The sequence below is a fragment of the Paenibacillus sp. FSL K6-1558 genome, from assembly GCF_038002565.1.
Taxonomy (GTDB): Bacteria; Bacillota; Bacilli; order Paenibacillales; family Paenibacillaceae; genus Paenibacillus; species Paenibacillus polysaccharolyticus.
In genome coordinates, this window is record NZ_JBBOCV010000001.1 from 2,843,285 (window position 1) to 2,863,920 (window position 20,636).

Here is a 20,636-nt window from a genome sequence, read left to right on the forward strand (position 1 = left end):
CTTTTCGCACTTTCTCTGTCATTTAGGCAATAAAAAAAAGTACCCCACGCAATTCGGAGGTACCCTGCTTGGTATATACCCGTGAAGTTATACCCTGACTTAGCGGTAAGCTACTTCATTTACCATATTGGTTATTTTGTACCAAAACCAATCCAGCGCCTGATCGATACTTTTCACCTGACCTGACACGTGCGCTGTAGAAGCTTGAAACAGTTGTCCGTCGATGACCGTCAGATTGCCATTCACATCACCATACACCTGAGCGGTTCCATTCTCTATCGTAAGATCGCCAGCAACTGACTTACCTTCTGGAACAATAACCGTGTTGCCTTGAATCACGAGCTGATCCAGACTGTTCCCCTTAACGACCATTTCGTTGTTCTGATTCCAGAAATTGAAGGCGCTAAAGAGCATCACGACCAAAAAGAAGGCTGCCGCCGTCAGCGCGGGATGTCCTTTGACCCATCTGAGCCATACTTGTTGTCTCTTGGGCTGTGGCAGAGCATTCATAATTCGATTGGTCAGCTCATCCGAGGCAGACGGTGAATAATGTTTCATGGCAAAGAGTAGCATTTCCGTCTGTTCCAACTCTTTAAAGCGCATGCGACAATCCGGACAGATCAACAAATGGCTTTTCAATTCAGTTTTCTGATCCGGGGACAACGACTCATCCAAACATTCATGCATTAAAGAGACGGCCGAGTTGCAATCCATATGAGAGCCAATCCTTTCCTTAGACACTTAGTCCATGCACCTGCAAAAAGCATGCATAAGACTTGCATACATTTCATACGCACCCGTTTGAGATATGTTTCAAATAATTTTGCCCAAAATTTCGGGTGATTGTGATTATAACTTATATTCTAGTTTTTTGCGCAGAAAATCACGGCCACGGTGCACCCTTGTCTTAATCGTTGTTACGGGCATACCTGTGACATCACTGATCTCCTGTAATGACAAGTCCTGTAAATATCTCAAAACCATAACGGACTTATACTTGGCTGGTAAGCTATCAATCGCCTCACGGATGAGGGTCTGTGTTTCGGAAAGCAGTGCTTCACTCTCTGGTGTTCGATCATCACTAGGAAGCATTGCGTAGCCGTCAGATCCTTCCTGATCATTCAGTTCTGCATCAAGTGAGTAAGAAGGTTTCTTTCTCCGTAACCGATCGATGCACAAATTCGTTGCAATCCGATAGATCCAGGTCGAGAATTTCTGATTCGGATCATACTTTTCCATATTTCGAAACACACGCAAAAACGTCTCCTGAACAACATCCTCCGCTTCGTGACGGTTGCTCAGCATCCGATACGCCAAATGAAACAGCTTGTCCTTGTATAATTCAACGATTTCTGCAAAGGCTCTCTGGTCTCCCTTGAGTACCAGCTTCACAAGCCTGTTCTCCAAATTGTCCACCCTGATTCCCCCAGACATGCTGATGGGTCTTCCGTCTTCTGATACCCGTCCACACTTGTAATTCACCAATCAAATCGTAAATCAACTTTGGTCAAAAATCAAGACTGTATGACAAATATCCTCCAAAAACAGTAAAAACGGGAACTCCCTAAGGAGTCCCGTCTAATCTCTCTTTTCAAAAGAAGAGATAGATATTTATTTTATTACATAAATCATTCATCATATGAACGTTGTGAATGATCTTGTGATCAAACATCAGCCTGTATTCCGCAATCCTGCTGCAATACCATTAATGGTTAACAATACTTCACGAAGTAGTTCGGTATCATCCTCACCACGTTCCCGCATGTCACGCAGTTCACTTAGCAACTGTACTTGCATGTAGGAAAGTGGATCAACATACGGATTACGCAAACGAATCGATTCCTGAATTACAGGTACATCATCCAGAATTTCAGCTTCACCTGTAATTTTCAGAATCAGCTCTTTGGTAAGCTTAAACTCCGATTCGATCTGACCAAAGATACGGTCACGAGCTTCTTTATTGGAAGTCATGGCAGAATACTCTTTAGCAATCACGAGATCTGCTTTGGCAACCGCCATTTGCACCGTATCAATCAGCGTACGGAAGAACGGGAAGTTAGCATACATTTCTTTCAGGACGTTCAGGTTCTCCTCTTTGCCCTGATAGTAACTTTGCAACCCCGTACCTGCCGCATACCAAGCCGGAAGCAAGTAACGGCTTTGTGTCCAGGCAAATACCCAAGGAATCGCACGCAAGTCTTCAAACTTGTCACTGCCCTTCCGTTTGGATGGACGTGAACCAATATTGAGTTCGCCTACTTCTGGAAGCGGCGTAGACTCTTTAAAGAACGTGAAGAAATCCGGGTCACGGAAAATGAGATCCTGATACTTCGTCAGTGACACTTCCGAGATGTCCTTAATAATCTCATCCCAAGCTTGCTCTGACGCCGACTCTTGCGGCTCCAGACCATTCAAAGCCGCTGTGATTAGCGCCGAAGTAGCCTGCTCCAAACTGCGGTAAGCAATTCCTTGGAGAGAATAACGAGATGAAATAACTTCACCTTGCTCCGTAATTTTGATGCCGCCGCCAATCGTATGAGGAGGCTGTGCAAGAATACTACGGTTCAGTGGCATGCCGCCACGTCCGAGCGCTCCGCCGCGTCCGTGGAAGAATTTCAGCTTCACACCATGCTCATTGCCCACAGCCGTAATCGCATTCATCGCTACGCGCAGTTCCCAGTTTGCCGTAACTACACCGCCATCTTTATTACTGTCGGAGTATCCAAGCATAATTTCGTGCAACTCATTACGTCCAGTCACGCTTGCACGATATATAGGTAAGTTAAACAATCGTTGCATAATTTCCGATGCTGCATGAAGGTCGTCAATCGTTTCAAACAACGGAACAGCTTGCAGTGTAGAGATCACTTCACCGTTTGCCCCTTTGGAGAATAAACCAACCTCTTTGGCAAATACCATCACTTCAAGTAGATCACTTGCTCCTTGTGTCATACTGATCAAGTAACTCGTGATACAGCCTGTACCGAACTCATTCTGTGCACGCTTAATTGCACGGAAGACATCCAGACACTCTCTCGTTCCTTCCGTGTACTGATGATACGGAGAAGTAAGCGGTCTTGGATCATCCAGCAAACGAGCAAGCAGATCGATTTTCCCGTCTTCCGTCAGACGTGCATAATCGTCTACAATGTTCATTTTTGCTAAAATTTCCGACATCGCACTTTCATGCTCCTTGCTGTGCTGACGCACATCCAGGGCAGCGGTATGGAATCCGAACAGTTCAACCTGACGAATCATTTTACGAACCGTTGTGTCTGCTACATAGTCAGCAAAATGATGACGCAAGCTACGGTCGATAATTAACAGATCATCAATCAGATCTTGAGCGTTCTGGTAGCGATCCGGCTGACCAACCTTGTCCTCATCAAGGACATTGTTCAGCTTGGCAATCATGTAAGCCAGTTTAATGCGATAAGGCTCTTTTTCATTACGCCAAATGTCCACTTTTTTCAAAGTAACACAGTTGCGATCCTGCTCAATCGACTGCGCCAGTTCATCCGAGATATGAATGATGTTGGTGCTGAAGCTGAGGTGTCCCATAAGTTCAATCATAATCCGCTGATACTCACGCAAAGCGAGCTTGCGTTGCATGAGAAGCGTTTGCCATGTTACATCTGAAGTTACCGATGGATTTCCATCCCGGTCTCCACCAATCCAGGAACCGAAACGCAAATACGTCGGCACATGCCAGTCATGGTCTGGATAAAATTTATTCAGGCAACGTTCCAGTTCCTGATATACATCCGGAAGTACGTGGAACAACGTTTCATGAAAGTAATACATCCCGTTCCGCACTTCATCGAGTACAGTCGGTTTGCGATCGCGAAGCTCATCTGTCTGCCAGAGCGTAATAACCTCATTCAACAGTTTCTCACGCAGTTGTTCACGTTCACGCAACGTCAGCGTAGGATTGTCCAGTAGCATGACATCTTCAGAAATCCGTTTATGGATATCCAGAATAACCCGGCGCATCGCTTCTGTCGGGTGAGCTGTCATCACGAGTTCCAGTGATAAATCATCCAGAATCTCTTCTACTTCGGTATGAGACAATCCACGTTCTTTTAGGTCCTGTACTGCCTTTTCAATCGAACCTGGCTGTACAGCATCTCCCGCAGAACGCTCATAATCCCGTTTACGCCGAATCCGATGGTTTTGTTCAGCAATATTAACTAATTGAAAATAAATAGCGAAAGCCCGAATAACCTGATGACGATTGTCCGAGTCTAATTCCTGGATCATCGTTTTGAACTCTTCATACAGTTCTGGCAAAAACTCTGCACGCAACGATTTGCTCGTTTCCCGAATCTTCTCAACGACATCTAGAAGCTCCGTGCCTCCTTGATGGACAAGAACTTCTCCGAGTATGTTGCCCAGGAACCGCACGTCTCGCCGAAGCAGGTTGTTGGATTGGCTTTTGCTGGCGGTTACCGTAGTTTCAGTCATGCTTATCCTCCCATCTGATCGTTCCATTCGTACACGTAAATTTGACACCTTCATAACATCATACAATAAAATGGTACGAAAATCTTTATTTTTCTACTAGTAAAAATGGGGATTATCCCCGAAATACATCACAAAAACACGCTTTTTTATTCATTTTCTTGTTCTGCTTCTATGAATAGCCATATGCTGTCGCATGATACCTTTTTCACGTACTTTTTATACCTTGAACATCTCATAACTAATCTAAAAAATTCATAATTATGCAGTCACATTATTCTAGGTTTTGGAATACGGAAGTAGGCTTTCAATTCTCCAGTTTTAGCATTCATGGATAACAGGCGCTCCTAAGAAACATGACCGGCAAAGCAAGCTTTTGTATACTTTACCACACTGACGCAATGAATTAAAGAGAAATTTCGATTTTCTAACACTTACCGTTGTCTTTAGACATATTTCTTATGTATTTCACAGTAAAATTTGTTTGTCCCCCATAACTTAACACTCCTCCTGCTACATAATGTTCTTGTGTATTTGGGCAGATTACTTGATAGTTCTTACAACATAAAGGAGGAGTTCACATCATGAAAAAAGCCACAACCATTATTGCTTCCATGTTAGTCGTTGCCGCAATGGCTGGTTCTGCAGGTGCTGAGGGCCATATGACCAACGGGATGGATACCAACGGTTCACGTGTAAAGTCTTATCAGAATAGCAACTACATGGACCGTACAAACAGCAACTTGAACATGAACATGGATGGTAACTATCGTACCAATGGTGATTACCGAAACAATGGGGATTACCGCACTAACAGTGTACGTACAAATGCAGCTACAACAACAGACCGCGACAACGGAATGGACTGGGGATGGCTTGGTTTGCTCGGGTTGCTGGGACTGGCCGGTATGCGTAAGAGAGCAACTGATCATCACGAGCGTTAATTGATTGGTTCTTTTGTGAAAAAAAGGACCTCCGCTACTAAGCTGGTCATCACTGACCTTTAGCGTAAAGCAACATAAAAGAGCCGAACCCATTGTGTACTGCTTCACACAATGGATTCGGCTCTTAGATACATACAAGGCGATCTGTGTCTTAGATCGCCTCCTAACACGATATATCAACGTTTCAGATTCATTACAAAAAAAAGTCTCTGCTATAAGTGCAGAGACTTTTTTGAATCAGTAAGCGGGTGATGGGAATCGAACCCACGCTATTAGCTTGGAAGGCTAAAGTTCTACCATTGAACTACACCCGCATAAACAAAAATCGGGATGACACGATTTGAACATGCGACCCCCTGGTCCCAAACCAGGTGCTCTACCAAGCTGAGCTACATCCCGATATGAAAGGTAATAATGGCGCGCCCTGAGAGATTCGAACTCCCGGCCTTTTGATTCGTAGTCAAACGCTCTATCCAGCTGAGCTAAGGGCGCAAATATTGGAGCGGAAGACGGGAATCGAACCCGCGACCCTCGCCTTGGCAAGGCGATGCTCTACCGCTGAGCCACTTCCGCAAAATAAGGTATGCGCGTGGAGGGACTTGAACCCCCACGTCAAAGACGCTAGATCCTAAGTCTAGTGCGTCTGCCAATTCCGCCACACGCGCATGTAGTAAAAGTGAGTCATGAAGGATTCGAACCTTCGACACCCTGATTAAAAGTCAGGTGCTCTACCAACTGAGCTAATGACTCATATTAAAATGGCTGGGGATATAGGATTTGAACCTATGCATGACGGAGTCAAAGTCCGTTGCCTTACCGCTTGGCTAATCCCCAAAAATAGATGGTGGAGGCTGAGGGGATCGAACCCCCGACCCTCTGCTTGTAAGGCAGATGCTCTCCCAGCTGAGCTAAGCCTCCATCTTTGGGATGTTCATCCCTAATTAAAAACATTAGATAAAACTATGACCCGTAGGGGATTCGAACCCCTGTTACCTCCGTGAAAGGGAGGTGTCTTAACCCCTTGACCAACGGGCCCCATTTGCAGAGCTCTCAACCGGGATCGAACCGGTGACCTCATCCTTACCATGGATGCACTCTACCTACTGAGCTATGAGAGCAAATGGCTCCCCGAACAGGACTCGAACCTGTGACAACTCGATTAACAGTCGAGTGCTCTACCAACTGAGCTATCAGGGAATAATATGCATTTGCAGTGCAAATGCAATTCATCGTACAACGTCCACATGCAGAGCCTGTTTTCTATGTATGATGAAAGAGTTCGCTTGGCGGCGTCCTACTCTCCCAGGACCCTGCGGTCCAAGTACCATCGGCGCTAGAGGGCTTAACGGTCGTGTTCGGGATGGGTACGTGTGGAACCCCTCCGCCATCGCCACCAAACGAGCATTTGTGAAACAAATGCATTCGCGTTCCATTCGGTCCATCACAGCGGTGTGGATGAATGGTTCAGCGCATATTCAGAGTGTTGTTCTCTGAAAACTAGATTCGAAACGAAACGTGCGCGATCAAAACTTGCATATTGGATAAGCCCTCGACCGATTAGTACTGGTCAGCTCCATGCATTACTGCACTTCCACCCCCAGCCTATCTACCTCGTCGTCTTCAAGGGGTCTTACATACTGGGAAATCTCATCTTGAGGGGGGCTTCACGCTTAGATGCTTTCAGCGCTTATCCCGTCCGTACATAGCTACCCAGCGGTGCTCCTGGCGGAACAACTGGTACACCAGCGGTACGTCCATCCCGGTCCTCTCGTACTAAGGACAGCTCCTCTCAAATTTCCTACGCCCACGACAGATAGGGACCGAACTGTCTCACGACGTTCTGAACCCAGCTCGCGTACCGCTTTAATGGGCGAACAGCCCAACCCTTGGGACCTACTTCAGCCCCAGGATGCGATGAGCCGACATCGAGGTGCCAAACCTCCCCGTCGATGTGGACTCTTGGGGGAGATAAGCCTGTTATCCCCAGGGTAGCTTTTATCCGTTGAGCGATGGCCCTTCCATGCGGTACCACCGGATCACTAAGCCCGACTTTCGTCCCTGCTCGACTTGTAGGTCTCGCAGTCAAGCTCCCTTATGCCTTTGCACTCTTCGAATGATTTCCAACCATTCTGAGGGAACCTTTGGGCGCCTCCGTTACTCTTTAGGAGGCGACCGCCCCAGTCAAACTGCCCACCTGACACTGTCCCCGCACCGGTTTACGGTACCAGGTTAGAACCTAGATACGATCAGGGTGGTATCCCAACGGTGCCTCCACGCAAGCTGGCGCTCACGCTTCAAAGGCTCCCACCTATCCTGTACAGATCGTACCCAAATTCAATATCAAGCTGCAGTAAAGCTCCATGGGGTCTTTCCGTCTTGTCGCGGGTAACCTGCATCTTCACAGGTATTAAAATTTCACCGGATCTCTCGTTGAGACAGCGCCCAAGTCGTTACGCCATTCGTGCGGGTCAGAATTTACCTGACAAGGAATTTCGCTACCTTAGGACCGTTATAGTTACGGCCGCCGTTTACTGGGGCTTCGGTTCACAGCTTCGGGATTACTCCCTAACCACTCCCCTTAACCTTCCAGCACCGGGCAGGCGTCAGCCCGTATACTTCGCCTTACGGCTTCGCACAGACCTGTGTTTTTGCTAAACAGTCGCTTGGGCCTTTTCACTGCGGCCCCCTCGTGCTATTCACACTACCGGGGCACCCCTTCTCCCGAAGTTACGGGGTCATTTTGCCGAGTTCCTTAACGAGAGTTCTTCCGCGCGCCTTAGAATTCTCTTCTCGCCTACCTGTGTCGGTTTGCGGTACGGGCACCTTCATCTGGCTAGAGGCTTTTCTTGGCAGTGTGAGATCATGACCTTCGCTACTGTAATTTTCACTCCCCATCACAGCTCAGCCTTACGGTTAGCGGATTTGCCTACTAACCAGCCTTACTGCTTGGACAGGCATCCATCAGCCTGCGTCACTACCCTACTGCGTCCCCCCATCGCTCGTAACGATTTACGGTGGTACAGGAATTTCGACCTGTTGTCCTTCGACTACGCCTTTCGGCCTCGCCTTAGGTCCCGACTTACCCTGAGCGGACGAGCCTTCCTCAGGAACCCTTAGGCTTTCGGCGGATCAGATTCTCACTGATCTTTTCGTTACTCATACCGGCATTCTCACTTGTATAATGTCCAGCGCTCCTTACGGTACACCTTCAACCCTTATACAACGCTCCCCTACCCCTGATGCAAGCATCAAGCCATAGCTTCGGTGGTGTGTTTAGCCCCGTTACATTTTCGGCGCAGAGTCACTCGACCAGTGAGCTATTACGCACTCTTTCAATGGTGGCTGCTTCTAAGCCAACATCCTGGTTGTCTGTGCAACTCCACATCCTTTCCCACTTAACACACACTTGGGGACCTTAGCTGATGGTCTGGGCTGTTTCCCTTTTGACAATGGATCTTAGCACTCACTGTCTGACTCCCGGAAGTAAGTCTATGGCATTCGGAGTTTGACTGAGCTTGGTAACCCTTGCGGGCCCCGCACCCAATCAGTGCTCTACCTCCACGACTCTGTTTTCCGAGGCTAGCCCTAAAGCTATTTCGGGGAGAACCAGCTATCTCCGAGTTCGATTGGAATTTCTCCGCTACCCCCACCTCATCCCCGCATTTTTCAACATGCGTGGGTTCGGGCCTCCAGTGCGTGTTACCGCACCTTCACCCTGGACAGGGGTAGATCACCCGGTTTCGGGTCTACGTCCACGTACTCATTCGCCCTATTCAGACTCGCTTTCGCTGCGGCTCCGGCTCTTCACCTTAACCTTGCACGGGAACGTAACTCGCCGGTTCATTCTACAAAAGGCACGCCATCACCCCTAAAACGGGCTCTGACTTTTTGTAAGCACACGGTTTCAGGTTCTATTTCACTCCCCTTCCGGGGTGCTTTTCACCTTTCCCTCACGGTACTGCTTCACTATCGGTCGCTAGGAAGTATTTAGCCTTGGCAGATGGTCCTGCCGGATTCATACGGGGTTTCACGTGCCCCGCACTACTCGGGATCCGTCTCGGAGGGAACAGACTTTCAATTACAGGGCTTTTACCTTCTTTGGCGGGCCTTTCCAGACCTCTTCGCTTAACCGGTTCCTTTGTAACTCCATGTGAGACGTCCCACAACCCCAAAGAGCAAGCTCTTTGGTTTGGGCTTCTCCGCGTTCGCTCGCCGCTACTGACGGAATCACTATTGTTTTCTCTTCCTCAGGGTACTTAGATGTTTCAGTTCCCCTGGTATGCCTCTACATAACCTATGTATTCAGTTATGAGTAACTGGATATTACCCCAGCTGGGTTTCCCCATTCGGACATCCCCGGATCAAAGCTTGCTTACAGCTCCCCGAGGCAGTTTCGTTGTTCGCCACGTCCTTCATCGGCTCCTAGCGCCTAGGCATCCTCCGTGTGCTCTTAGTAGCTTAACCATATGCTCCGGTTTCGTTCGCTCGCTTCCCTTGGTTTGGACTACGTCCAAAGCCAAAAGTCGCTCCCACCCGATACCATCGCAATTGCATTATCTACCGTTTTTATTGAAACTTGTTATACACAAGTTCAGCTAAAAAGGAATGTTCTAATTCGCGTTTGTTTCGTTTCGATATCTAGTTTTCAAAGAACAAATCGTTTCATTCGGGCCGTTCACAGAAGTGTCGGTCGAATCAACGAGAAGTTTTGAGAGTTTGAGCTCTCAAAACTGAGCAACGAGTGAGTAACTAGCCGACCTGGCTAGATTTTAGTTTTGAATGTCTTCATTGCAGAAGACGATTCTCCATAGAAAGGAGGTGATCCAGCCGCACCTTCCGATACGGCTACCTTGTTACGACTTCACCCCAATCATCTATCCCACCTTCGGCGGCTGGCTCCTTGCGGTTACCCCACCGACTTCGGGTGTTATAAACTCTCGTGGTGTGACGGGCGGTGTGTACAAGACCCGGGAACGTATTCACCGCGGCATGCTGATCCGCGATTACTAGCAATTCCGACTTCATGCAGGCGAGTTGCAGCCTGCAATCCGAACTGAGACCGGCTTTGTTGGGATTGGCTCCATCTCGCGATTTCGCAGCCCGTTGTACCGGCCATTGTAGTACGTGTGTAGCCCAGGTCATAAGGGGCATGATGATTTGACGTCATCCCCACCTTCCTCCGGTTTGTCACCGGCAGTCTATCTAGAGTGCCCACCCGAAGTGCTGGCAACTAAATATAAGGGTTGCGCTCGTTGCGGGACTTAACCCAACATCTCACGACACGAGCTGACGACAACCATGCACCACCTGTCTCAACTTTCCCCGAAGGGCACCTAACGCATCTCTGCCTCGTTAGTTGGATGTCAAGACCTGGTAAGGTTCTTCGCGTTGCTTCGAATTAAACCACATACTCCACTGCTTGTGCGGGTCCCCGTCAATTCCTTTGAGTTTCAGTCTTGCGACCGTACTCCCCAGGCGGAGTGCTTAATGTGTTAACTTCGGCACCAAGGGTATCGAAACCCCTAACACCTAGCACTCATCGTTTACGGCGTGGACTACCAGGGTATCTAATCCTGTTTGCTCCCCACGCTTTCGCGCCTCAGCGTCAGTTACAGCCCAGAGAGTCGCCTTCGCCACTGGTGTTCCTCCACATCTCTACGCATTTCACCGCTACACGTGGAATTCCACTCTCCTCTTCTGCACTCAAGTCACACAGTTTCCAGTGCGATCCGGGGTTGAGCCCCGGGATTAAACACCAGACTTACATGACCGCCTGCGCGCGCTTTACGCCCAATAATTCCGGACAACGCTTGCCCCCTACGTATTACCGCGGCTGCTGGCACGTAGTTAGCCGGGGCTTTCTTCTCAGGTACCGTCACCTTGAGAGCAGTTACTCTCCCAAGCGTTCTTCCCTGGCAACAGAGCTTTACGATCCGAAAACCTTCATCACTCACGCGGCATTGCTCCGTCAGGCTTTCGCCCATTGCGGAAGATTCCCTACTGCTGCCTCCCGTAGGAGTCTGGGCCGTGTCTCAGTCCCAGTGTGGCCGATCACCCTCTCAGGTCGGCTACGCATCGTCGCCTTGGTGAGCCGTTACCTCACCAACTAGCTAATGCGCCGCAGGCCCATCCCCAAGTGACAGATTGCTCCGTCTTTCCAGTTCTCTTCAGGCGAAGAAAACAAGTATTCGGTATTAGCTACCGTTTCCGGTAGTTGTCCCAAGCTTGAGGGCAGGTTGCCTACGTGTTACTCACCCGTCCGCCGCTAACCATCAGAGAAGCAAGCTTCTCTTCAAGTCCGCTCGACTTGCATGTATTAGGCATGCCGCCAGCGTTCGTCCTGAGCCAGGATCAAACTCTCCAATAAAGATGAATTTCGTCAGCGTCGTTAAACGTTCTGAAACTCATCAGGGTATTGAAAAGAGCGATAAGCTCATTTTGAATCTGACGAGATTAAAAATCTCATTTTGATCTTGCAAGCAAGATCGATACTCACTCGTTGTTCAGTTTTCAAAGATCAAACATAATTTGATGCGTTGTTTTTCATGTTGTCGTCGTTTCAGCGGCGACTTTTATAATGTAACACATCCACGTTTTCTTTGCAAGCATTTTTTTCAACCGTTTTAGCTACTGTCTTATAAAAATGCTTGTCCAATCAAACGGCTCCTTAAAAATGGAACGAAAATTAATTTACCATATAGTTTCGAAAAGGTCAACCCTATTTCGACAAATAAGTTGATCATTCCCTTTAGCAAATGGCGAATACAATGAGAGGCGCATTCTCTATCTAGAGAGCTACACCTCTCATCATAACGTTTAAAATTATATGTTCAGCTTTATTTTATAGCTTGGAGTTTTTTAGCTTACCGCCTCTTGCATACTTGGATAACTCTTTAGGCGGGGCGAACCTTGCATACATACGGAATACTGTTTTATACCGACTCGCTATAGCATATTTAATCTCTTGGTCAAGACGATGGTCACTTAGATCGAACAGCATTTCATCCAACTCTTTGCGTAATACATAGTCCAGTTCCTTGCATTCTTTCTCGTTAAATAGCATACCCAGCATTAAGAGTTCTCCTTTTTGTGCATAGCCTCTATAGTCACACTCGTCTTTCAGCATCTTCTTTTGTTGAACATATCTCTTTTTTGTCTGCACTGCTGAAACCCGTTTTATTGTTATGGTCAAATTACTGGGAATTTATGAATGCTGGGTATCACAAAATTTGCACAAATAATTTTAATCTCTCACAAGTGCATATGTGAGCGTGCTCTCAATAACCGCTGCAACGAGAAGCAAGATGACTACCCAAAAACTTGCCGTTAACGTCATATTCATAAACTCTTTCCACCGAGATCCGATCATTGCCCGTTTGTCGCCTCCCATTTGCGCCAGACTCCGCACGACCAAACCGCCGAACCTCAATCCAAACGCACAGGCAATAATAATAACCGGGATTTCGATAATGCCATGTGGAAGAAGCCCCTTCACGACAATATCAAAAAAGCTTGCCCCATAATTCATCGTGGTGTGAACAACAAAGCCAAGCACCATCCCGTTGATTAGCAGAAAGATAATTGGCAAGATTCCGAAGAAAATACCTGCATAGATAACCAATACACTTTTAATGGCATTATTGAAAAAGATAAGTAAGAAGAAATTCCACTGCACATTTCCTCCTTGCTCCAACTGCTGACTGATTTGGCGAAGCCCTTCAATCTGCCCTAACAGTAACTCTTCTAGGGGGCCAGTACTCACCCACCCTGCTCCTATACCCACAGCGAACAATAAAAATGACCAGATTAAAGCTCCTCTAATCTTACCCATATCTCTTATAAATGTACTGAATTTTAACATAACAACCTCCTGTAAACCGAAATGATGGACAAACAAAGATGTAAAACGAATAACTGGACGGTACGAGCATACATTGAGAAGTAAACAAGCATTTCTTTATTGGGAGAGGGGCGCTTAGCGAAATGAACTCGTTCTATGTATTCAGCGGCAAAAAGATCAAACGTAATCTGATTGTGCTCGTTGCTGCCATTTTTGCGATTGGTATTATTTATTTGGAAAGTGGCAACGTGTCAGTGTTCTCGGAAGAAGCACCTTCCGCCGTCTACAGTGTACCGACTGACAAGAAGGTCATTGCACTTACCTTTGACATTAGCTGGGGTGATAAACGAACTGAACCGATTCTTAAAGTTCTTCAGGAGAATAAAGTGCAGAAGGCCACCTTCTTTCTCTCCTCACCCTGGAGCAAAACCCATCCCGAGATTGTGACTGCCATCAAAGATGCAGGCTATGAGATCGGTAGTCATGGACATCGGCACGAGAACTATACTAGCCTGACCGAAGAGCAGATCCGCAAGGAGATTTCGACAGCTCACAGCATTTTAACCGATTTAACGGGAAAAGAACCCAATTTGCTACGATTGCCTAACGGAGATTTTGATAAACGCGTGCTTCAGGTTGCGAATAGTCTAAACTATCAAGTTGTACAATGGGATACAGATTCTCTGGATTGGAAAAACCCCGGAGTACAGACAATCGTTGATCGTGTCGTCAGCAAAGCACATCCCGGTGACATTGTCCTGTTGCATGCCAGCGACTCATCGAAACAAACTCATGAAGCACTTCCGGCCATCATCGATAAATTAAAAAATCAGGGCTATGAATTCGTCACCGTATCTGAACTCCTTAACCATTCAAGTGTAGAGGGTAAGGAAGTACGCGATCAAGCCAGCGGCCAATAATACGCAAACAGTTGAAAAAGAGCTAACACAGTTAGCTCTTTTTGTATTTTTCATCGTTATGAAAACCTTATTCATGTGTATGGCCCTTCAACTCTTTATACCCAACATTCATTCAACGACTCGGAGCAGGATTCACAGCCGCTTCTTTTGAGCTATCGACCAGCTTGTGCAGGATCAGCATCTGATATGCATTACATAACAGCAAAGGGATCACAATAAAGATGGTAGCTGCATTAACGTCAATACGCAGTACACCAATCGTTTCCACTGCAGTCACGGCGATCATGAAAAAGAGCGTTGGTACTAACGCAGAGATATGTGTCTGTTTCACTTTCACGTAAGCGGTAACAATTGCAGCCGCCAAAATGATCAGTCCCAGCACAATGTCCGAGATACGCTCTCGTCCTCCTCCGACAAATAAACGCAAGAACATGATGTCCAGCAAAGCTAGCACAGTCAGCACAACCTGCACAATCTGCCATCCGCGTCTTGGGAATACACCCTTGCCCATATAATTCAAGATGAGATATGCAAAGAAACCCATTTGTGAATATACGCTAATCATCACTCCGGAGCCAAACAGAATCAGAAGATACAGCATAAAATCAGCAATACCATTCATTTTTTCTCCGTTTACCAACATCATAATCAATCCTGTACCTAATGCTCCCGCGGCGCCAATAAGCAAGGCTGTCCAAAATAGGAAAAACCATCTACGCAAATTCAAATGTTTTCCACCCCCGAGTGTTTATTTTACCAACCTTCACAGCAAAAAACCATCATTGCTCAACATATTTCCCCCTTTCCCATCACATACTACATCCAGTATCTAATCAAGGAGGGATTGTACACATGAAACGGCCTATATGGCAGCTATGCTACGTTGTATTGGGGCTATCCGTCATGCTCGCCGGCTGCGGTTCAGATCAGAGTTCTTCGCCTCCTCAGGGCAGTTATAAAGAGATGAAAACGATGGTCGTAGATATTTTGAAAAGTGATGAAGGCAAGAAGGCTGTTGAAGAGGCTCTAACGGGTCAAAGCTCCTCTGGCGGTGGTGGAGGCGGTGGGTCAGAAGAAGTCGGGAGCTCTGGTGGTGGATCGGGAACGGTAGGAATGAAAATGTTAATGCCAATGCAATCTTCGGAACAAATACGTATTGCCGTAAAAGATACCATAACCGCTCCTGAATACCAGAAGGAATTCGAGAAAATCATGACCGATCCGCAATTTGCCGGTGAATTCGCCAAAGCGATCAACGGACAAAGCAAACAACTGCATATGCAACTGATCAAAGATCCGACGTATCAGAAGTCGATTGGGGATATCATGAAATCTCCTGAAGTATCCAAGATGTTCATGGATATGACCAAAACCCCGGAATACCGAAAACAAACGATGACCGTTATGCAGGAAGTGATGCAAAATCCTTTGTTTCGTATGGAAGTTCTTACTTTGCTGAAAAAAGTGGTACAAGAAGAGCTCCAGCCTAAAACGGAAAGCGGTGGCGGGCAAAAGGGGCAGGAATCCGGTGGTCAGGGAGATGGTGGCAGTGGTGATTCTGGAGGTGGAGACTCCGGTGGTGGCGGTGGAAGTTCATAGAACTGCAAAGATGATCCAGGTTCTGCAAGAAGAGAAACGTTGATAAGCTTCAAATTTCCAAAGTAGAGATCATGTGAAAAGCCTGCATCCAAAGGACGCAGGCTTTATTTATAAGCACATTAAATTTTAATCACATAAGAAACTCATTCAAACTTAGACTCGATTGACTTGGCAACCTCGTCATATATAGCTCCTATTGTTGTCTCTGCCTTGTACACAGACGGTGAGAAATCCGGCTCAGAAGGATGGTTATCTGGAGCACCTAATGGAATCTGGGCAAGCAGTACCGTATGCAAGCTTTCGGCAAGACGTCCGCCCCCTCCACGACCAAAGACATACTCTTTCTCCCCACATTTACCACATTCGTAGTACGCCATGTTCTCAACCACACCTAACAGTTCATGTTCTGTTTGAATGGCCATCGCTCCGGCACGCGCCGCTACAAAGGCTGCGGTCGCATGTGGAGTCGTTACAATGATCTCTTTGCTCTGTGGCAACATCTGATGCACATCAAGCGCAACATCTCCGGTGCCCGGTGGCAGATCCAGCAACATGTAATCCAGTTCGCCCCACTGAACATCGGTGAAGAACTGACGTAGCATCCGGCCAAGCATTGGGCCACGCCAGATCACAGGGTTATTTTCCCGAATGAAGAAACCCATAGACATCACTTTGACGCCAAAACGTTCGACCGGTTGAATCACACCGTCCTCAACGACAGGGTATTCTTCAATCCCCATCATATCCGGCACACTGAAACCATAAATATCAGCATCAATGAGACCGACTTTCTTCCCTTGACGAGCCAGGGCTACAGCCAGGTTAACGGTGACCGTTGATTTCCCCACGCCCCCTTTACCACTAGCTATGGCAATAAAACGAACTCCCGACTCAGGGCTTAACAGCTCATGTCCATCGAGACCAGCCGCATGACCTTTTACAAGCACTTCATCCTGATCTTGCTCTTGCTGCACTTGTCCCAGGTTAAGGCTCTGACGGTCATGCTCTGACGCTACCCGTGTGCGGATATGCACATCCTTCACTCCATGCTGGGAAAGCAGGTTACGTGCAGCATCCGTTAAAGCGGTTGCATCTTCTGGCCGATTCTCCAGTGTCACCATGCTTAAGGCCACATGGTGTTCTTTCACCATAATGTCACGAATCCATCCCAGTTCCACTAAGCTTTGTCCTAGCTGCGGTTCCTGTAATGGCTGTAAAAGTTCAAGTATCTGTTCTTTTGATAACATCAGACAGCACCTCGGTTTTATCTATTGGCATGTGTTAGGTATGCTGTTCCAATTATAGCACTACCTCTCTTCTTGTGACTAACTTTTCGGACGTTCACCTGAAGCATATCGGAGAATACCGTTATAAATAGATGCGGCTACTTTGCGTTGGTACGTTTCTTCAGCGAGCAGACGGGCCTCTTCCGGATGAGACAAGAAGCCGACCTCAACGAGTGCTGACGGGATTTTCAGAGCCTGAAGCAGATAAACGGTACTCACCGTTTTCGCTATACGGTCTGTATTTTCCAGATTCCGAATCATTTCGGCTTGTAGCAGATTTGCAAGACCTTCGTTATCAGGATGATTAGGCGTGTAAAAGACTTGTGCACCGCTCCACCGATTAGATGGCACACTGTTCATGTGAATGCTGATAAATAAATCAGCTTGTTTATCTTCAATCTGTCTTACTCTCTGTTTGAGATCCTCTGTCTTACGTCTGGAGTACCCTCTCGTTCCCTCGTCGGCCAAATCCTTATCGATCTCACGAGTCATCACAACAAGAGCTCCTGCCTGTTGCAGATAGTCTCTAACATACAGCGCAATGGACAGATTGATATCCTTCTCAATAACTCCCTGCCTGCTCACGGCTCCCCCATCTGGTCCGCCATGACCTGCATCAATAGCGATCACCTTGCCAGCCAGAGGCAAACTCCAATATCCTGACGTTTTGGCCGAGGGCATCTCATACGAAACAACCGCTACAAACATAGCCAACAAACATAGGCTCAGCATAACCCTCTTCACTGTTTTTAACCGGACCCAGACTACCAGATGTTTCCCCATGTTTTTGCGCATAAAAAAACCACCTCGTCCCTATAAATGACTCTAATCATCTATATGGGACAAGATGGACAAATATACCCTTAGGAATGGACTTGCTCTGACATGCCCTCAATCAACACCTCAGCAACCTCAGGACGTGTAAATTCTGGCGGTGGACATTCACCATTACGCAACAATCCACGTACCTTGGTTCCCGACAAAGTCATATGATGTTTCTTGTCATGAGGGCAGGTTTTGCTGGAAGCCATATTTCCGCATTTGGTACAGAAGAAACTGTGCTCAAAGAACAGTGGTGTAATGCCCAATTCCTCAGCCGTAAAATTAGAGAAGATCTCTTGTGCTTCATAGGTTCCGTAATAATCACCTACACCCGCATGATCACGCCCTACGATAAAATGAGTGCAGCCATAATTTTTACGTACCATGGCATGAAAAATGGCTTCACGAGGTCCCGCATACCGCATTGCAGCCGGGAATACACCCAGAAACGCACGATCCGCCGGATAATAGTTCTCCAGCAGTACCAGATAACTCTTCATGCGCACATTCGCTGGAACATCATCAGACTTCGTCTCACCTACAAGTGGATTCAAAAAAAGTGCATCAACGATTTCCATTGCACTCTTCTGGATATACTCATGTGCCCGGTGGACAGGGTTACGCGTCTGAAAACCAACAACAGTTCTCCATCCTTTATCCTGAAAAATCTTACGTGTCTGAGCCGGGTCATAATAGAATTCTTCAAACTTGGCCGGTTTCGGACGGTTCAACACTTGAATTGGACCTCCTACATATGTTGCAGGACGCTCCAGCAGTTTTTTCACACCAGGGTGTTCAGGATCATCGGTTTTGAAAACACGACGTGCTTCCTCTGCCTGATCCACCTTATAGATGCTTTGAACCTCGAGCAGACCGTACGTTACTCCATCCGCTTCACCAACAAGAGCTACAGTTTCACCTTTACGAAGTGAATCAGCCTGTTGATCATTTACAGCCAGTGTAATCGGTATGCTCCATACTGTGCCATCCGCTAAACGCATTCGGGATACGACAGACAGATAATCTTCCTCATTCATAAAGCCTTGAAGCGGTGAAAACGCACCTACACCAATCAAATCCAAATCTGAGATCGTCCAGGTGTTAATCTGCAATGAGTTCAGGTTTTTGCTATCCTGCAATAATTGCTCACGTTCTTCTCCTTGTACGATACGCTGCACCAGCGCACCTCCATGAGGCAGAATCGAAGTCATCTTGTCAGCTCCTTATTAAAACATCCGATATTTTGATGAAAACTGCATTATCATTCTAAAATGGTTTAACTGAAAAAGACATTTGCGCTATCATGCCATAACTCTATTAATCAGCTTATTTGTGCAATCCGCACTCCGTTTTATCATTACCAGACCAGCGCCCCGCGCGAGGATCTTCCCCAGGCATTACCTGGCGTGTGCAATGCTCGCACCCGATGCTCGGGTAATTTTGATCATGCAGCGGGTTATATGTCACGTTATTAGCACGAATGTATTCCCACACATCCTCACTCGTCCAATGTGCAATCGGGTTAAATTTCATGAGTCCAAACTTAGTATCATATTCAACCTTCTTGGAGTTTGCACGCGTTGGTGCCTGATCTCTGCGAATCCCCGTAATCCATGCATCATACTGCGAAAGAATACGTGTCAGAGGTTCCACCTTACGAATGTTACAACAAGCATTAGGATCGGATTTCCATAATTCTTCCCCATGCTGAGCAGCTTGTTCTTCTGGTGTGATTTTTGGCGATACTTTTACAAACTCAAGGTTGTACTTTTCTTGCATCCGATCACGCGTATCATATGTTTCCTGAAAATGAAAATCTGTATCCAGATAAAAAACATCAGTAGATGGGCTAATTTTTTGCAACATATCTACAAGTACAACATCCTCTGCACCGAAGCTGCATGCAAATGTGATATTAGGAAATGTTTCAACCGCATAGCGAATAATATCTTCCGGGCTTGCGTGCTCCAGTTCCTCTGCTTTTGTACGAGCCAGTTCTTCCTTTTCTAACAAGTTCATTGTTCAATTTCCCCCATTCATGATCTCAAAACCACAAAAGCCGACTAATCTAATATGAATTATGTATAGTATAAATCTTTCACTCGCGATGTCAATGCCTGCCATCTGGTAAATTACATCAGTTCTACTCAGAAAAAATCAGTATAACAACGCTCAACTTTTAGTGCTTATTAGGCTTCTAGATGAAATGAAGGTAAAACTATACAAAAATCTTATAAACATAACTTTCAAGTGCTCAAGATCCTAAAGAGAAAAAAACGTTGCTATTGTTGGATTTTTGGGATGAAGGACGAATTATTTTTCATCATTAGAGAGCGTATCCTGTCAGAAGAGGCATCCTCATTTGAGGAATAGTGAAAGCCGAGACTGCAACTCCGTCAAATAACAAAAGTAAGAACCCTTTATCGTATTCATAAAAAAGACTGATATCTGAGACATGAGAAAAAATGATATTGATTGGGTGTAGTAGTATTGCTATATACGGTTAAGATTTGTGCTAACGATAGTTAGAGTTATAACGTGGATCAAGTCATAGAGGGGAATGGCGGATGGACATTGATTAATCAATTTGAATTCATTTGGATTAAGAAGGTTAATTTAGATATGAATTAGATCAAAATTCAAGGATATACAAAACTAAAGTTACAGCTAATCTCTTGTAACCTCGTTTTTCTCTCAATGGGAATCATGTTGCTATTACGTTAACGTTAGAATATTCAAATTAGGCATAGCCTATTAGTAGATA

General features: G+C 46.4%; 13 protein-coding genes, 11 tRNA genes and 3 rRNA genes. 3 read left to right on the forward strand and 24 right to left on the reverse strand.

The window, feature by feature from the left end; translation table 11 throughout:
* Nucleotides 1-99 precede the first annotated feature (99 nt).
* From MHI38_RS12240 to ppc, 3 genes are all read right to left on the reverse strand, one after another.
* Nucleotides 100-714, reverse strand: a complete 615-nt coding sequence (locus MHI38_RS12240) for a zf-HC2 domain-containing protein (protein WP_090924355.1) — start codon at nucleotides 712-714, stop codon at nucleotides 100-102.
* Between the two features lie 135 nt (nucleotides 715-849).
* Nucleotides 850-1,416, reverse strand: a complete 567-nt coding sequence (gene sigW, locus MHI38_RS12245) for an RNA polymerase sigma factor SigW (RefSeq protein ID WP_090924356.1) — start codon at nucleotides 1,414-1,416, stop codon at nucleotides 850-852.
* 255 nt (nucleotides 1,417-1,671) lie between these two features.
* Complete coding sequence (gene ppc, locus MHI38_RS12250; RefSeq protein ID WP_154891776.1) at nucleotides 1,672-4,464, reverse strand: phosphoenolpyruvate carboxylase; 2,793 nt, start codon at nucleotides 4,462-4,464, stop codon at nucleotides 1,672-1,674.
* Nucleotides 4,465-5,045: 581 nt separating this feature from the next.
* Here ppc and MHI38_RS12255 point away from each other — a divergent pair.
* Nucleotides 5,046-5,405, forward strand: a complete 360-nt coding sequence (locus MHI38_RS12255) for a WGxxGxxG family protein (protein ID WP_145334652.1) — start codon at nucleotides 5,046-5,048, stop codon at nucleotides 5,403-5,405.
* 243 nt (nucleotides 5,406-5,648) lie between these two features.
* On the opposite strand, the gene MHI38_RS12260 is transcribed toward MHI38_RS12255, so the two are convergent.
* The 16 genes from MHI38_RS12260 to MHI38_RS12335 all read right to left on the reverse strand — a co-directional run bounded on the left by MHI38_RS12260 (nucleotide 5,649) and on the right by MHI38_RS12335 (nucleotide 13,266).
* Nucleotides 5,649-5,719: transfer RNA gene (locus MHI38_RS12260), tRNA-Gly, on the reverse strand.
* An 11-nt stretch (nucleotides 5,720-5,730) separates the two neighbouring features.
* Nucleotides 5,731-5,804 (reverse strand) — tRNA-Pro (locus tag MHI38_RS12265).
* Nucleotides 5,805-5,820: 16 nt separating this feature from the next.
* Nucleotides 5,821-5,897 (reverse strand) — tRNA-Arg (locus tag MHI38_RS12270).
* Between the two features lie 6 nt (nucleotides 5,898-5,903).
* Nucleotides 5,904-5,978 (reverse strand) — tRNA-Gly (locus tag MHI38_RS12275).
* Nucleotides 5,979-5,989: 11 nt separating this feature from the next.
* Nucleotides 5,990-6,070, reverse strand: a tRNA-Leu gene (locus tag MHI38_RS12280).
* 12 nt (nucleotides 6,071-6,082) lie between these two features.
* A tRNA-Lys gene (locus MHI38_RS12285) sits at nucleotides 6,083-6,155 on the reverse strand.
* Nucleotides 6,156-6,164: 9 nt separating this feature from the next.
* A tRNA-Gln gene (locus MHI38_RS12290) sits at nucleotides 6,165-6,239 on the reverse strand.
* 8 nt (nucleotides 6,240-6,247) lie between these two features.
* Nucleotides 6,248-6,323 (reverse strand) — tRNA-Val (locus MHI38_RS12295).
* Nucleotides 6,324-6,368: 45 nt separating this feature from the next.
* A tRNA-Glu gene (locus tag MHI38_RS12300) sits at nucleotides 6,369-6,440 on the reverse strand.
* A 10-nt stretch (nucleotides 6,441-6,450) separates the two neighbouring features.
* Nucleotides 6,451-6,523: transfer RNA gene (locus MHI38_RS12305), tRNA-Thr, on the reverse strand.
* A 3-nt stretch (nucleotides 6,524-6,526) separates the two neighbouring features.
* Nucleotides 6,527-6,602, reverse strand: a tRNA-Asn gene (locus MHI38_RS12310).
* 84 nt (nucleotides 6,603-6,686) lie between these two features.
* Nucleotides 6,687-6,803, reverse strand: a 5S ribosomal RNA gene (gene rrf, locus MHI38_RS12315).
* A 139-nt stretch (nucleotides 6,804-6,942) separates the two neighbouring features.
* Nucleotides 6,943-9,869: ribosomal RNA gene (locus tag MHI38_RS12320) — 23S ribosomal RNA — on the reverse strand.
* A gap of 347 nt (nucleotides 9,870-10,216) precedes the next feature.
* A 16S ribosomal RNA gene (locus MHI38_RS12325) occupies nucleotides 10,217-11,772 on the reverse strand.
* Together the 16S, 23S and 5S rRNA genes with 11 tRNA genes alongside form the textbook arrangement of a ribosomal RNA operon.
* A gap of 474 nt (nucleotides 11,773-12,246) precedes the next feature.
* On the reverse strand, nucleotides 12,247-12,477 hold the full coding sequence (locus MHI38_RS12330; RefSeq protein WP_090924652.1) for a hypothetical protein: 231 nt from the start codon (nucleotides 12,475-12,477) through the stop codon (nucleotides 12,247-12,249).
* A gap of 171 nt (nucleotides 12,478-12,648) precedes the next feature.
* On the reverse strand, nucleotides 12,649-13,266 hold the full coding sequence (locus tag MHI38_RS12335; protein WP_308723516.1) for a stage II sporulation protein M: 618 nt from the start codon (nucleotides 13,264-13,266) through the stop codon (nucleotides 12,649-12,651).
* A 122-nt stretch (nucleotides 13,267-13,388) separates the two neighbouring features.
* Between MHI38_RS12335 and pdaB the strand changes: the two genes are divergently transcribed.
* Nucleotides 13,389-14,165: a polysaccharide deacetylase family sporulation protein PdaB gene (gene pdaB / locus MHI38_RS12340; protein WP_090924654.1), complete on the forward strand. Its 777-nt coding sequence runs from the start codon at nucleotides 13,389-13,391 to the stop codon at nucleotides 14,163-14,165.
* Between the two features lie 112 nt (nucleotides 14,166-14,277).
* On the opposite strand, the gene MHI38_RS12345 is transcribed toward pdaB, so the two are convergent.
* The gene (locus tag MHI38_RS12345; RefSeq protein WP_090924655.1) at nucleotides 14,278-14,892 is read right to left on the reverse strand and encodes a KinB-signaling pathway activation protein; all 615 of its coding nucleotides are present in this window, start codon (nucleotides 14,890-14,892) and stop codon (nucleotides 14,278-14,280) included.
* 125 nt (nucleotides 14,893-15,017) lie between these two features.
* Here MHI38_RS12345 and gerD point away from each other — a divergent pair, with 125 nt between their 5' ends.
* Entirely contained in the window at nucleotides 15,018-15,764 is a 747-nt protein-coding gene (gene gerD / locus MHI38_RS12350) for a spore germination lipoprotein GerD (RefSeq protein ID WP_341181286.1), read from the forward strand.
* A gap of 143 nt (nucleotides 15,765-15,907) precedes the next feature.
* Here the strand turns inward: gerD and MHI38_RS12355 are convergent, their stop codons facing one another.
* The 4 genes from MHI38_RS12355 to MHI38_RS12370 form a co-directional block, all read right to left on the reverse strand.
* On the reverse strand, nucleotides 15,908-17,011 hold the full coding sequence (locus MHI38_RS12355) for an Mrp/NBP35 family ATP-binding protein (protein WP_154892111.1): 1,104 nt from the start codon (nucleotides 17,009-17,011) through the stop codon (nucleotides 15,908-15,910).
* A 78-nt stretch (nucleotides 17,012-17,089) separates the two neighbouring features.
* The gene (cwlD, locus tag MHI38_RS12360) at nucleotides 17,090-17,845 is read right to left on the reverse strand and encodes an N-acetylmuramoyl-L-alanine amidase CwlD (protein ID WP_090924658.1); all 756 of its coding nucleotides are present in this window, start codon (nucleotides 17,843-17,845) and stop codon (nucleotides 17,090-17,092) included.
* A 68-nt stretch (nucleotides 17,846-17,913) separates the two neighbouring features.
* Nucleotides 17,914-19,083, reverse strand: a complete 1,170-nt coding sequence (gene sat / locus MHI38_RS12365) for a sulfate adenylyltransferase (protein ID WP_308723521.1) — start codon at nucleotides 19,081-19,083, stop codon at nucleotides 17,914-17,916.
* A gap of 115 nt (nucleotides 19,084-19,198) precedes the next feature.
* Nucleotides 19,199-19,891 carry a phosphoadenylyl-sulfate reductase gene (locus MHI38_RS12370; protein ID WP_090924660.1) on the reverse strand — a complete coding sequence of 231 codons (693 nt, stop codon included), beginning with the start codon at nucleotides 19,889-19,891 and terminating at the stop codon, nucleotides 19,199-19,201.
* Nucleotides 19,892-20,636: the final 745 nt, after the last annotated feature.

Coding starts and splice junctions, on each gene's coding strand:
- cwlD (WP_090924658.1), bottom strand. CDS start 17,845: ATGCGCAAAAACATGGGGAAACATCTGGTAGTCTGGGTCCGGTTAAAA.
- sat (WP_308723521.1), bottom strand. CDS start 19,083: ATGACTTCGATTCTGCCTCATGGAGGTGCGCTGGTGCAGCGTATCGTA.
- gerD (WP_341181286.1), top strand. CDS start 15,018: ATGAAACGGCCTATATGGCAGCTATGCTACGTTGTATTGGGGCTATCC.
- MHI38_RS12335 (WP_308723516.1), bottom strand. CDS start 13,266: ATGTTAAAATTCAGTACATTTATAAGAGATATGGGTAAGATTAGAGGA.
- MHI38_RS12355 (WP_154892111.1), bottom strand. CDS start 17,011: ATGTTATCAAAAGAACAGATACTTGAACTTTTACAGCCATTACAGGAA.
- MHI38_RS12330 (WP_090924652.1), bottom strand. CDS start 12,477: ATGCTGGGTATGCTATTTAACGAGAAAGAATGCAAGGAACTGGACTAT.
- ppc (WP_154891776.1), bottom strand. CDS start 4,464: ATGACTGAAACTACGGTAACCGCCAGCAAAAGCCAATCCAACAACCTG.
- MHI38_RS12370 (WP_090924660.1), bottom strand. CDS start 19,891: ATGAACTTGTTAGAAAAGGAAGAACTGGCTCGTACAAAAGCAGAGGAA.
- MHI38_RS12240 (WP_090924355.1), bottom strand. CDS start 714: ATGGATTGCAACTCGGCCGTCTCTTTAATGCATGAATGTTTGGATGAG.
- MHI38_RS12255 (WP_145334652.1), top strand. CDS start 5,046: ATGAAAAAAGCCACAACCATTATTGCTTCCATGTTAGTCGTTGCCGCA.
- pdaB (WP_090924654.1), top strand. CDS start 13,389: ATGAACTCGTTCTATGTATTCAGCGGCAAAAAGATCAAACGTAATCTG.